We start from the raw sequence: 11827 nt of genomic DNA, 5'->3' as shown, positions 1-11827 counted from the left end.
GGCAGGGCTCAACCTTGACCGGTATAGCGTTTCCGCTGTGCCGGGGTCAGCCGGACCGGCTTGCGAGTCGCCGCATCCAGCGGGCACCACAACGTCAGAGCCCGAGCCAGAAGCTGGCCGTCCCGGCGTCGCAGGATCTCGGTGTGGCGCTCGTAGAAGGCGCCAGTTGCAGCCCCCAGCCACGTCCGAGCGACTGCATCGTCGCCGGCATAGGCCGGTCGCTTGTAGTCGATTTCGTGCCGCGCCACGATCCAGAGCAGGTTGGCCTGGTCTTCATCGGTGGCGATGACGTCCCAATGGGCTGTTGCCGCGTCCTGAACCCACCGAAGGTACACGGTATTGTTCACATGCCCCATCATATCGATGTCGCTGGCGCGGATCTCGATATCGATCTCGTGGGGGGCAGATCTGTCGATCATCGTCATACGGGCTGACCTGGGACAGGAAGCATCGCGGCTATCATCTGACCGGTTCGGGCAAATGGCAAATGCGGCCGACGCCAGAGGCGCGGCGGCCGCCCGCGGTCAGCCGATGGTACGTTCAAGTACGTTGATCCAGTTTTCGTGGGCAATCTTGCGAAGCAACGGCTCGTCATAGCCATGTGTCCGCAACGCGTCGAGCAGCCCGGGCAGGCCGGTCACGTCGCCAATCACGTCCGGGACGAGGCAGCCATCGAAATCGGAGCCGAACCCGAGATGATCCTCCCCCAGCCGTTCCAATAGGTGGTCCATGTGGCGCAGCACCGGATCCCAGCCGCAGTCAGTCACGCCGCCGCCATCCTCGCGCAGGAAGAAGGTTGCAAAGTTGAGCCCGGCGATGCCGCCCGTCTCGGCGATCATGGACAATTGGCGGTCGGTCAGGTTGCGCGGGGTGGGCGCGCAGGCATGGGCGTTGGAGTGGGAGGCAACGAGCGGAGCGTCGGAGATTTTCGCGACGTCGTCGAAGCCCGCTTCGTTCAGGTGCGAGAGGTCCACCAGGATGCCGAGCGCATTGCATTCGCGCACCAGCGCCTTCCCGGTGTCCGTCAGGCCGGGACCGATGTCGGGCGCGGCGGGGAAGCGGAAGGGCACGCCGTGACCGAAGATCGTCGGGCGGCTCCAGACCGGACCGAGCGAGCGGAGGCCCATGGCGTGGAAGGCGTGCAGTGTATCGAGGTTTCCGTCGATGGCCTCGGCGCCTTCCATGTGCATGACACCGGCAATCCGGCCGGCATCCATGGCCGTGCGAATCTCTCCGGCTGTGCGGCAAACGGTGAAATCCTCCGGCGCGGCCCGCTCCATCCAGAGCAACAGCGCGGCCTCGGCCAGCGCGACCGGCAGTGCGGCGGGGGCATTCATCAACGGCGGCAATGGGACATCATACGGCGGGTTGGCCATGAGCTCGTTGATGTTGGGCGCGCCCGGCTCGTCCGGCGAGGGCACGAATATCGCAAAGAGCCCACCGGCGAAGCCGCCCTCGCGCATGCGTGGCAGATCGAGGTGCCCTTCGTCGCCCCGCTCCAGCCAGAGCTGCTCCCGCGCTTCGGGGGCCTGCACCAGACGCAGCAGGAAATCATTGTGTCCGTCAAAGACGGGAATGGGTTGGGTCATCGCAAGCACCTCCTGCGTCTGCCATACGTCAGCACGTCCGTTGCCAAAAGCCTGCCGTTGAGGAACCACCCATGTCGCAGCATTTGTGCAATGGGTTTGTGCAATCGACATGTTCACGGTGGCCGAAAGGGGCGATATGATTGCGGGCGCGGGGGCCGGATGCCTGGTGAACGTCGCTGATCAGGTGCCGCCGGGAATCGGGTTGACACCGCTTCCTACATGCTCTTAAAACCCCGGACGGAATTCGGGGCGCCCCGGCCGAAACCTGTTGGCCCGGGTTGCGCCCTATTTGTCATACGAACGTCGAGGAAAACCCCATGTCGCGTGTCTGCGAACTGACCGGTAAAGGCCCGATGGTTGGCAACAACGTCAGCCACGCCAATAATAAGACCAAGCGCCGTTTCCTGCCGAACCTGCAGGACGTGACGCTGATTTCTGACGCCCTCGGGCGCTCTTTCAAGCTGAAGATCTCTTCTGCTGCGCTGCGCTCCGTCGACCACCGCGGTGGTCTGGACGCATTCCTGGCGAAAGCCAAGGATGAGGAGCTGTCCGCCAAGGCGCTGAAGATCAAGAAGGATATCGTGAAGTCTCAGGCCGCGGCCTGATCACTTCCACGAAAACCCGGACATGAAGAACGGCCTCGCCCAAACGGGCGAGGCCGTTTTGTTTTTCAGATTGCCTTTTTTCCGCGCAGCCGTAGGGTGCGCCCGATGTTTCGCCTGCGCCTGATATCCCTTCTCCTGATACTGAGCCTGGGCCTGTCGGCCGTCGGGTTCGGCATGGCTATCGGGCAGGCGCCGGCCGCCGGCCAGATCGTGATTTGCAGCGGTCATGGCCTTCTGACAGTCAGCGTGGATGCCGATGGCAAGCCCGTCGAATCGTTGACGCTGTGCCCGGATGCTGTCGCGTCGCTGATGGCTGCAACCGCGGTGTCGCCCACGAAGGTGGTCGCCGGAGACATGATGGTGTCCCAGTGCAACTGGCCGTCGGCGCGGTTGGATCAATGTGCGGTTGCAGTACCGCACGGGATCGGGGCGCGGGACCCGCCGGTGGCGTGAGCGGTTGGTACAACCGCACCTGACACCCTTTCAACGACAAACAGACCATCGGAGACGACAGATGTCCCTCAAGTCCCTTCTCGCGGCTGTGGCCGCACTTTCCCTCGCAACCCCCGCGCTTGCCGAGATCAAGATCGAGGACGCCTATGCCCGTGCGGCCATGGCGAATGCCAAGGCTGGCGCCGCTTTTATGCATATCGTCAACACCGGCACCGAGGATGATCGCCTGGTCGGCGCCAGTTCCGAGATCGCCGGCAAGACCGAGTTGCACACCCACAAGGATGCAGGCGATGGCGTGATGAAAATGGTGCATGTCGAAGAGGGATTCGCGATCCCCGCAGGCGGCATGCACATGCTGAAACGCGGCGGCGACCACGTGATGTTCATGGGGCTCAAGGGCCCGATGAACGATGGCGACAGCGTGACCGTGACCCTGTCCTTTGAGAAGGCCGGGGATGTGACCGTGGAGATCCCGGTCGACCTGAAGCGCAAGGACAAGATGAGCCACTGAGGCAAACGGGGTGTCGGCCCGCTCGGGCCGGCATCCGCCGGCCGTCACGCGCCGACCGGGCGCGCGTGGTGCGGGAATCGCGCCGCGGAGGCGTGGCGCAGGGTGCAACGCCGGTGGCCATCGCCGCTAGAGGAAACGACGGCCCTGGCCTGAGGTCGACCGCTGAGAGATGCAGCCTTGCGCACGTTTCGATTCGTGGATGGACGGGGTGGCAGGAATGGAACGCGGGCATTCCGGGGAACCGCCCTGATGACCCGGACTCCGGGTCGGACTCGCACCCGCGCAGGCGAAGTCCAAAGTGGTGCTCGTCGGGCTGGTTCTGTTGCTGGACGCCGCCGATAGTCGTTTCGGCGACAGTCGCAGGAGCCATGGTGGTCGTCCGGGCCGACCTCGATGGTGTCAAAAACCGCGATAAAACGCGCAGTGGCCGTTCGGCCGGGTCAGTTGCGGAGAGGGGGCGCCGGGCAACTGTATCTGCTGCAAAGGGGCGCTTTTGATACCATCGTAAGAGTTTCAATCCGTCCCCGTGGGGTGCATCGAGGAGAATACACCCCGTCGCGCTTCAGAGTGTCTCGAGCATCTGCTCCACCCACTGCGGAACGACATCGCTCGCCGGGCCCTCGTGACGTTCGTCGAACATGCCCGACAGTTCCGAAGCTTCGAGGTTCAGTTCCACCGTTTCGGCGCCCGCGGCGTTGGCTTGCATGACGAAGCCCGCGGCAGGGAAGACCTGCCCGGATGTGCCAATGGATGCGAACAATGAAGCACTCGCGATGTGCCGCTCGATCAGGTCCATATCGTAGGGCATCTCTCCGAACCAGACGATGTCGGGGCGTGTGGCGGGCTCTCCGCACTCCGGGCAGGGATCTTCTGCAAACATTTCCCGCGGTGCCTCCCAATGGGCACCGCAGGCCGCGCATAGGGCTTGCGTCAGCTCTCCGTGCATGTGGATGACCCGATTGTGCCCTGCACGTTCGTGGAGGTCGTCGACATTCTGGGTAATGAGCACCACTTCGCCCGGCCAGTCGCGTTCCAACCGGGCGAGCGCTTCGTGTGCGGCGTTGGGCGCAGCATCCAGCGCATTGGCGCGGCGTGCGTTGTAGAACGAGTGGACGAGCGCGGGGTTGCGCGCGAATCCCTCTGGCGTGGCCACTTCCTCAAGGTCGTATTGGGACCAGATCCCTCCCGCATCGCGGAACGTGCCGAGGCCACTCTCGGCAGAGATTCCGGCGCCGGTGAGGAGGACGATCTTCTGCATTTGCGACTCCTTGCGCCGATCATTGCGAACGCGTCCGCAAGGGACACGAAGAAAGGGGGCTCAGGACGGGCCGGATCGCCCGGTTCCATGGTCAAGGTATGCTTGCTCTCGCGGGGGAGGACAACGGCTCTTGCGCGTCCGAGCGGACAAATCCCGATCCATGCTTGGTCGCAAAGGATCCCGTTGGAAAAGGTTCGAATAGGGGATGTGGGGGTTTTCGCCGAGGGTTGAAACATTGGAAGCGGTGGCCTTGACCCGAACCGACGCTTCCGCCCCCCTGTGGGTCAACCGATTTGTCAGTCCGGAGATTTCCATGCGGCGCCTGTTTCCCATTCTGTTTGCCTTCCTGCTTCCCCTGCCCACATTCGCCGAGGAGGGCACGTTTTCGGTGTCCATCGCGGGCATCGGGGCGGGGACCATTGCGTTCCGGGGGAACGAAAGCGGCGGGCGCTACAAGGTGAACGGGCAGGTGGCCAGCACCGGGCTCGCGCGGAGCCTGTACCCGGCGCGGGTCAAGGCGGCGGCCAATGGATCTGTCTCCGGCAACCGCTATCGTCCATCGGCCTATGCCGAGGAGGTGGCGAAACGGAGCAAAACCACGACCGCGAAATACCGCTACCGTGGCGGAGTGCCGTCGATAACGAAAACGCCGCCCGACACCCGGCGAAAGTCGTACCACGCCGATCCGGCAGGCCAGGGCGGAACGGTGGACCCGCTGACGACAGCCTATGCGATCCTGCGCGACCGTCCGGCGGAGCTGGCCTGCGCACTCGATATCTCCCCCTATGACGGGCGGGAGCGGACTCGTATCCGCATGAACGGCGGCAAGCGGCAGGGTGAAAGGCTGGTATGTCCGGGCACCTATTCCCGCATTGCCGGTTTCTCGGACGAGGATATGGCGGAGAAGGTGCACTGGCCTTTCTCGGTCACCTACCGTGTGCTTGACGGCGGTGTGCATCGCGTGGAAGAGGTGCGGGTCCCCACAACCATTGGCGCGGTGGTCCTGCGCCGCCGCTGAAGGCCCGCATGAAAGACCTGCCCGTCCTGCCCATCGATGCCGTGCTGCCGGACCTTGTGGCGGCGTTACGTGCCGCCGGGCAGGCGGTATTGCAGGCGCCGCCCGGCGCTGGCAAGACAACCCGGGTACCGCTGGCACTTCTGGAGGCCGGGCTGTGTGCCGGGCGGATCGTGATGCTGGAGCCGCGCCGGCTGGCCGCGCGCGCCGCCGCGGAGCGGCTGGCGGAGCAGCTTGGGGAGGATGTGGGCGCGACCGTCGGCTACCGGATCCGTGGCGAGGCCCGGGTGGGCAAGGACACGCGGATCGAGGTCGTCACGGAGGGCATCCTCACGCGGATGTTGCAATCCGATCCCGAGCTGTCGGGCATCGGTGCCGTGCTTTTTGACGAGTTCCACGAACGTTCGCTGAATGCCGATCTGGGGCTCGCCCTGTGTCTTGAGGTGCGCGACGCCCTGCGGGATGACCTCATCCTGCTGCCGATGTCGGCCACGCTGGACGCTGGCCCCGTGGCGGAGCTGATGGGCGGGGCGCCCGTTGTTACCTCCGAGGGGCGCGCTTTCCCGGTCTCGATCCGTCACCTGGAGCGACCGCTGGACAAGCGGGCCAGATTGGACCAGGCGACGGCGGAACTGACCCGAAGGGCACTGGGAGAGACAGACGGCAGCGTGCTGGTTTTCCTGCCCGGCGAGGGAGAGATCCGGCGCACCGAGGCACTGCTGGCGAGGGACTTGCCGCCAGCGACCGTTATCCGCCCGCTTTTTGGTGCCATGGAGTTCCGGGCGCAGCGGGCGGCCATCGCGCCAGCGCGAGAGGGACGCAAGGTTGTTCTGGCCACCTCCATCGCCGAAACCTCGCTCACCATCGACGGGATCACATGCGTTGTGGATGCCGGCCGCGCGCGCCGGGCCCGGTTCGACCCGAACTCGGGCATGTCGCGACTGGTGACCGAACGGGTCACGCGGGCGGAAGCGACCCAGAGGGCAGGGCGTGCCGGCCGCCTGTCGCCCGGAACCTGCTATCGGCTCTGGACGAAGGGCGAGGAAGGCGCGCTGCAGGCTTTCCCACCGGCAGAAATCGAAGCCGCCGACCTTACCGGGCTCGCGCTGGAACTGGCCCTATGGGGCAACGCCGAGTTGCCGTTTCTGACGCCGCCGCCAGAGGGGGCATTGGCCGAGGCGCAGGCGTTGCTCCGTTCGCTTGGGGCGCTGGATGCGACAGGGTCGATCACCGCCCATGGCCGTGCCCTTGCCCGGCTGCCGTTGCACCCACGCCTTGCGCATATGTTGCTGCTTGCCGGCAAACCTGCGGCGCCCCTTGCCGCGCTGCTCGCGGATCGCGACCCGCTGCGCGGTGCGCCGGCGGATCTGGCCCTGCGCCTGCAAGCCCTCGACGGGCGAAGGGACCTGCCCGGAGAGGTCAACCGCGCGGCCGTCGAGCGCATCCGGTCGGAGGCAAGGCGCCTTCGCCGCCTCGCCCCGGAAACAGAGCGCCTGCTGTCCCCGGCGGAGGCGGCGGCGCTTGCCTATCCCGACCGCATCGGCCTGCGTCGTCCGGGAGACGTGCCGCGGTGGCTGTTGTCGGGCGGCAAGGGGGCGACCATGGCCGAAAGCGACGCCCTGGCCGGGCAGCGCCTGCTCGTTGCCACCGATCTCGACGGTGACCGGCGGGATGCGAAGATCCGCCTCGCCGTCCCGTTGGCGGAAAGCGAGTTGAGAGGCCTCTACGCCGAGCAGATCAGTTGGCGGGACATTGCGGACTGGTCGAAGCGGGACCGGCGCGTGGTTGCCCGCAGGCAGGAGATGTTCGGCGCCCTGGTGCTGGCCGACCAGATCTGGCGGAATGCTCCGGCGGAGGTTCTCGCCGAAGCTGCGCTTGAAGGCGTGCGCCAGCTTGGCCTTCCGTGGAGCGAGGCCTCCCGCAGGTTGCAGGCCCGGGCGGTGCTTTATCGTACCGAGGGGGGCGAGATCGTCGACCTCTTGGATGCGACACTGCTGGAAACGGCCGGAGACTGGCTCCTGCCGCATCTGGGCGCTGTGCGCACGGCGGAGGATATTCGCCGCCTCGACCTCGTGGAGCCGCTTCGCCTGCACATCGGATGGGAGGGGCAACAACGGCTCGACCGTGAGATCCCCGGCGCTTTCGTCACCCCGCTTGGCCGCAAGGTCCCGATAGACTTTGGTGGCGAACACCCCGCGATTCAGTTGCGCGTGCAGGAGATGTTCGGCGTGACCGACCATCCGACCGTCGGACCGCGCCGTTTGCCGCTGCGGGTCACGCTGCTGTCACCCGCCGGCCGCCCAGTGCAGACCACGATGGATATTCCGGGCTTCTGGGCCGCGTCCTACGCAGACGTTCGCAAGGACATGCGGGCGCAATACCCCAAACACCCGTGGCCGGAGGATCCGACGCAGGCTGATCCGACGCTGCGCGCGAAACGCCGAAAGGGCTGAAGTCAGGGCCACAGGTGGCACGGGCTGGGGGACACGACCCGAAACGGGACCTTTGTGAGGCCTCGTCCGCAGGGCATCAGTCTCCGGACAAAGTCGGGCCGCGACGATGGTTCGTCACGGCCCGGATCTGCGTTCAGGCGGAGTACCCCCCGCCAGTTGGATCACTTCACCTGTTGCGCCATGATGTCGTACTCGTTTCCGTTCGACATGGTCACCTTGACCTGCGTCGGGGTCTCGTAGTCCGGCCAGTTGAGCTGTTTGCCAACCTCGCAAACAGTGTCTTCGAAGCCGGCGCCGAGTTCTTCCTTGAGCATCGCGCCGTCTTCTTCATTGAACGTGATCGCGTTGTTCGTACCGGCTGTGCCGCTTTCGCACATGACGGTAACCGTGTCTGCCGAGGCCGTTCCGGCTGCGATTGCAAAACCCATTGCGGCGAAGAGGGCCAGATAGTTCTTTTTCATGAATCGTCCTCCAAAAAAGAGCGGGCAGCAGAATACACCCACTTGCGCAACTTTCGCATGCAGAGAGGCGGTTTCAAACAGTTTTCTTGCGCGGGCCCAGCCTTCGGCGGTCCGCCGCGCAAGGATCGCGTCAAACGCCGAGGCACCACCGCATCACGGCCTTCTGGGCGTGCAGGCGGTTCTCGGCCTCGTCGAAGATCACCGATTGCGGGCCATCCATGACTTCGGACGTGGCCTCTTCGCCGCGATGTGCGGGCAGGCAGTGCATGAAGATCGCCTGATCGCCGGCGGCCCTCATCAGTTCCGCATTCACCTGGTAGGGACGCAGCTGATTGTGGCGCCGTTCCTGGGCGGACTGGGAATCGTGCATGGAAAGCCATGTGTCCGTGACCACGAGGTCGGCGCCCTTGACCGCCTTGAACGGATCGCGCTCGATCTCGACCTTTACACCCCTTGCGCGCGCGCCATCCACAAAGACCTTCTCCGGATCGAGCGTCTCCGGGCCGGTAAAGGTCAGGTCGAAGCCGAATTGCCCGGCGGCATGCGCAAAGGAGTTGAAGACGTTGTTTCCGTCGCCTGACCAGACCACTTTCTTGCCGGCGATGGGGCCGCGGTGTTCCTCGAAGGTCAGGATGTCCGCCATTATCTGGCAGGGATGCGTGCGGTTGGTGAGCCCGTTGATGACCGGGACCGTCGCGGCTTCGGCCAGTTCCAGAAGCGTCGCTTCCTCGAAAGTCCGGATCATGATGAGGTCGACATAGCGGGACAGAACCCGTGCCGTGTCGCCGATCGTCTCGCCGTGGCCGAGCTGCATTTCACTGCCTGAGAGCACCATGGTCTGCCCGCCCATTTGCCGCACGCCGACATCGAAGGACACCCGCGTCCGGGTCGACGGCTTTTCGAAGATCAGGGCGACCATCTGCCCTTCGAGGGGCAGATGGTCGTCATGCGTGCCCTTCGGGCGCCCGTCCCGCGCGGCCTTCATGCTGCGCGCCTGGTCGATCATGGACCGCAGGTCGCTGGCGTCGGTGGTGTGGATGTCCAGAAAATGTTTCATCGTTTTGCTTTCGTCTGTCTTGGGGCCGATTGCCCCGGCGCAATGCGCGCTCCCCGCGACGGGGATTGAGAATAGGGATCAGGAAGGTGTGGCGCCTGCGACGCGGCGCGCGGTTCGCTCCAGGCGAGCGAGGGCGTCGTCGATCTCCGAATCGGTGATATTGAGCGGCGGCAGCAGGCGGACTACGTTTTCGGCGGCCGGCACCACGAGCAGTTCCTCTGCGTAGCCGGCGGCGACGACCTCCGTATTGGGGGCGGTGCAGGCCAGGCCGAGCATGAGACCTTCGCCGCGGACCGCCTCGAAGACGTCCGGATGTGTCGCCACGAGCCCTTCGAGCCGCTGGCGAAGCTGGCCCGACTTGCGGACAACCTCGTCGAGGAAGGCGGGATCCGACACCACGTCGAGTACGGCGAGCGCTACGGCGCAGCCCAGGGGGTTGCCGCCATAGGTGGATCCGTGGGTTCCGGCGACCATGCCGCAGGCCGCGGCCTCCGTGGCCAGCACGGCACCAATGGGAAAGCCGCCGCCGATGCCTTTGGCGACCATCATGATGTCAGGAGCGATCCCGGCCCATTCATGGGCGAAAAGCTTTCCGGTACGCCCCATGCCGCATTGAACTTCATCGAGGATCAACAGCGTTCCGGTTTCATCGCAGAGCTTGCGCATGAGCTTCAGCACGTCGTCGTCGAGCAGGCGGATACCACCTTCGCCTTGCAACGGCTCGACCAGAATGGCGCCGACATGCGTGTCCTTCATCGCCGCTTCTAGCGCATCGGTGTCGCCGTAAGGCAATGTCACGAAACCCGGCAGCATCGGGCCGAAGCCGGCGGTCATCTTCTCCGAACCCGAAGCGGAAATCGCAGCCGTTGAGCGGCCGTGGAACGAGCCCTCGAAGGCAAGGATCGTCATGCGCTCCGGGCTGCCTGTCTCGTGCCAGTACTTGCGTGCCATTTTCACGGCAAGTTCGCAGGCTTCGGTTCCGGAATTGGTGAAGAAGCAGGTGTCCGCAAAGGTCAGGTCCACCAACCGTTCCGCCAGGGCCTGCTGCCGGTCCACATGGTAGAGGTTGGACGTATGCCAAAGCGCGCCGGCCTGTTCAGTCAAGGCCCGGACGAGGTGCGGGTTTGCGTGGCCAAGGGCGTTCACCGCGATGCCTGCACCGAGATCGAGAAAACGTCGTCCATCCTTCTCCGTCAGCCAGACGCCCTCTCCCTTCACGAAGTGAAGCGGAGCGCGATTGTAGGTCGGCAGAACGGGGGCGATCATCGAAAAATCCTCGCAATAGGAGTGAATTGAGTGCCCGAGGGGGGGCTAGGTGTCAATGCGGGAAGGACAGGGTGCGCGGAACGGACCGGACGCGTGAAACGCGGTCAGGCGCGACGTCGGATGCGTCGGAGAGAGGGGGCGCGCAGCAATGTCATGTCGAGCGCGATAGCGCAGATCCCCCGACAGGGCCAGTTCTTTCTGGCAGTGAGGGCAAAGCTGGGATAGCGGGGCGGCATGAGTGACACATTCGTAGCCCCCGCCCAGTCGAAATCGCTGGCCTTGACGCTGATGCTGGCCGCCTCCTCGCTGGTGGCGGTTACGACCTTGTTCGCCAAGGCGTTGGGGACGGATGTGCTTGGCCCTGCCCTGCACCCGGTCCAGGTCACCCACGGCCGGTTCCTGTTCGCCTTCCTGGTGCTGTCGAGCGTAGCGGCGGTTGTACGACCCTCGGTTCGGCGGCCGCATTGGGGGCTGCATGTGGCGCGCTCCACGGCGGGTTTCGCGGGGGTGACGCTGATGTTCGCCGCCGTTGCCCGGATCCCGATGGCGGACGCGACCGCAATCACCTTCCTCAATCCGGTTTTTGCGATGATGCTGGCGATCCCGCTGCTGGGAGAGAACGTCGGACGCGTCCGGTGGTCGGCTGCGGCGATTGCACTTCTGGGGGCTGTCATCCTGCTGCGTCCCGGGCCGGGAACCTTCCAGCCCGCGGCGCTGCTGGCCGTAGGCTCGGCGGCCGTGATGGGGCTCGAGGTGATCTTCATCAAGAAGCTCGCAGGGCGGGAACGCCCGTTTCAGGTGCTGTTGATCAACAACATGATCGGGCTTGGCATTGCGACCTGCGCTGTCCTGCCCGTCTGGCAGATGCCGACGGCGGGGCAATGGGCTGCGATGGGCGGGCTCGGGGCGGCGATGGCGCTCGCCCAGACCTGCTACATCAATGCGGTTGCGCGAGCCGAGGCGAGCTTCGTGGCGCCATTCGCTTATGCGACACTGGTCTTTGCCACGATTTATGACAGTGCGATCTTCGGTGTCCTGCCGGACTGGATCTCGTTCCTCGGTGCCGGCACGATCCTTGGCGGCGCGGCGCTCCTCGCCTGGCGGGAGACCCGGCGGGCGCAATGACAGCGCGTCGCCGGCCGGAGGCGCCCGTACTTCG

The 11827-nt window shown here is 65.2% G+C and carries 12 protein-coding genes; 6 read left to right on the top strand and 6 right to left on the bottom strand.

All coding sequences use genetic code 11. The features are described 5' to 3' along the window. Nucleotides 1-8: 8 nt before the first annotated feature. Together CLV78_RS08695 and CLV78_RS08690 are read right to left on the bottom strand one after the other, a co-directional pair. Nucleotides 9-425 (bottom strand): acyl-CoA thioesterase, encoded by a 417-nt coding sequence (locus tag CLV78_RS08695; protein ID WP_211300963.1) that lies wholly within the window; start codon nucleotides 423-425, stop codon nucleotides 9-11. Nucleotides 426-524: 99 nt separating this feature from the next. Next, complete coding sequence (locus CLV78_RS08690; protein ID WP_106204378.1) at nucleotides 525-1589, bottom strand: dipeptidase; 1065 nt, start codon at nucleotides 1587-1589, stop codon at nucleotides 525-527. Between the two features lie 317 nt (nucleotides 1590-1906). On the opposite strand from CLV78_RS08690, the gene rpmB reads away from it, so the two are divergent. The 3 genes from rpmB to CLV78_RS08675 all read left to right on the top strand — a co-directional run bounded on the left by rpmB (nucleotide 1907) and on the right by CLV78_RS08675 (nucleotide 3158). Further along, nucleotides 1907-2194, top strand: coding sequence for a 50S ribosomal protein L28 (gene rpmB / locus CLV78_RS08685; RefSeq protein ID WP_106204377.1), 288 nt, complete (start codon nucleotides 1907-1909; stop codon nucleotides 2192-2194). 105 nt (nucleotides 2195-2299) lie between these two features. Beyond that, on the top strand, nucleotides 2300-2647 hold the full coding sequence (locus tag CLV78_RS08680) for a hypothetical protein (RefSeq protein ID WP_106204376.1): 348 nt from the start codon (nucleotides 2300-2302) through the stop codon (nucleotides 2645-2647). A gap of 61 nt (nucleotides 2648-2708) precedes the next feature. Continuing rightward, the gene (locus CLV78_RS08675; protein WP_106204375.1) at nucleotides 2709-3158 is read left to right on the top strand and encodes a copper chaperone PCu(A)C; all 450 of its coding nucleotides are present in this window, start codon (nucleotides 2709-2711) and stop codon (nucleotides 3156-3158) included. 562 nt (nucleotides 3159-3720) lie between these two features. Here CLV78_RS08675 and CLV78_RS08670 read toward each other — a convergent pair. Beyond that, nucleotides 3721-4416, bottom strand: coding sequence for an NAD-dependent deacylase (locus CLV78_RS08670; protein ID WP_106204374.1), 696 nt, complete (start codon nucleotides 4414-4416; stop codon nucleotides 3721-3723). A 313-nt stretch (nucleotides 4417-4729) separates the two neighbouring features. Between CLV78_RS08670 and CLV78_RS08665 the strand changes: the two genes are divergently transcribed. Both CLV78_RS08665 and hrpB read left to right on the top strand, forming a co-directional pair. Continuing rightward, nucleotides 4730-5434 (top strand): DUF3108 domain-containing protein, encoded by a 705-nt coding sequence (locus CLV78_RS08665; RefSeq protein ID WP_158263490.1) that lies wholly within the window; start codon nucleotides 4730-4732, stop codon nucleotides 5432-5434. Between the two features lie 8 nt (nucleotides 5435-5442). Next, on the top strand, nucleotides 5443-7884 hold the full coding sequence (hrpB, locus tag CLV78_RS08660; protein WP_106204372.1) for an ATP-dependent helicase HrpB: 2442 nt from the start codon (nucleotides 5443-5445) through the stop codon (nucleotides 7882-7884). A gap of 161 nt (nucleotides 7885-8045) precedes the next feature. Here the strand turns inward: hrpB and CLV78_RS08655 are convergent, their stop codons facing one another. From CLV78_RS08655 to CLV78_RS08645, 3 genes are all read right to left on the bottom strand, one after another. After that, nucleotides 8046-8345, bottom strand: a complete 300-nt coding sequence (locus CLV78_RS08655; RefSeq protein WP_106204371.1) for a hypothetical protein — start codon at nucleotides 8343-8345, stop codon at nucleotides 8046-8048. Between the two features lie 130 nt (nucleotides 8346-8475). After that, nucleotides 8476-9402 carry an ornithine carbamoyltransferase gene (gene argF / locus CLV78_RS08650; protein WP_106204370.1) on the bottom strand — a complete coding sequence of 309 codons (927 nt, stop codon included), beginning with the start codon at nucleotides 9400-9402 and terminating at the stop codon, nucleotides 8476-8478. Nucleotides 9403-9480: 78 nt separating this feature from the next. After that, complete coding sequence (locus tag CLV78_RS08645) at nucleotides 9481-10668, bottom strand: aspartate aminotransferase family protein (RefSeq protein WP_106204369.1); 1188 nt, start codon at nucleotides 10666-10668, stop codon at nucleotides 9481-9483. 234 nt (nucleotides 10669-10902) lie between these two features. On the opposite strand from CLV78_RS08645, the gene CLV78_RS08640 reads away from it, so the two are divergent. Then, nucleotides 10903-11793: a DMT family transporter gene (locus CLV78_RS08640; protein ID WP_106204368.1), complete on the top strand. Its 891-nt coding sequence runs from the start codon at nucleotides 10903-10905 to the stop codon at nucleotides 11791-11793. The last annotated feature ends 34 nt before the right edge of the window (nucleotides 11794-11827 follow it).

The sequence above is a fragment of the Aliiruegeria haliotis genome (genome assembly GCF_003003255.1).
GTDB lineage: Bacteria > Pseudomonadota > Alphaproteobacteria > Rhodobacterales > Rhodobacteraceae > Tropicimonas > Tropicimonas haliotis.
Note: the sequence above shows the minus strand (reverse complement) of the source record. Positions and strands in the feature narration are given on the sequence as shown.

Coding starts and splice junctions, on each gene's coding strand:
- CLV78_RS08695 (WP_211300963.1), bottom strand. CDS start 425: ATGACGATGATCGACAGATCTGCCCCCCACGAGATCGATATCGAGATC.
- CLV78_RS08690 (WP_106204378.1), bottom strand. CDS start 1,589: ATGACCCAACCCATTCCCGTCTTTGACGGACACAATGATTTCCTGCTG.
- rpmB (WP_106204377.1), top strand. CDS start 1,907: ATGTCGCGTGTCTGCGAACTGACCGGTAAAGGCCCGATGGTTGGCAAC.
- CLV78_RS08680 (WP_106204376.1), top strand. CDS start 2,300: ATGTTTCGCCTGCGCCTGATATCCCTTCTCCTGATACTGAGCCTGGGC.
- CLV78_RS08675 (WP_106204375.1), top strand. CDS start 2,709: ATGTCCCTCAAGTCCCTTCTCGCGGCTGTGGCCGCACTTTCCCTCGCA.
- CLV78_RS08670 (WP_106204374.1), bottom strand. CDS start 4,416: ATGCAGAAGATCGTCCTCCTCACCGGCGCCGGAATCTCTGCCGAGAGT.
- CLV78_RS08665 (WP_158263490.1), top strand. CDS start 4,730: ATGCGGCGCCTGTTTCCCATTCTGTTTGCCTTCCTGCTTCCCCTGCCC.
- hrpB (WP_106204372.1), top strand. CDS start 5,443: ATGAAAGACCTGCCCGTCCTGCCCATCGATGCCGTGCTGCCGGACCTT.
- CLV78_RS08655 (WP_106204371.1), bottom strand. CDS start 8,345: ATGAAAAAGAACTATCTGGCCCTCTTCGCCGCAATGGGTTTTGCAATC.
- argF (WP_106204370.1), bottom strand. CDS start 9,402: ATGAAACATTTTCTGGACATCCACACCACCGACGCCAGCGACCTGCGG.
- CLV78_RS08645 (WP_106204369.1), bottom strand. CDS start 10,668: ATGATCGCCCCCGTTCTGCCGACCTACAATCGCGCTCCGCTTCACTTC.
- CLV78_RS08640 (WP_106204368.1), top strand. CDS start 10,903: ATGAGTGACACATTCGTAGCCCCCGCCCAGTCGAAATCGCTGGCCTTG.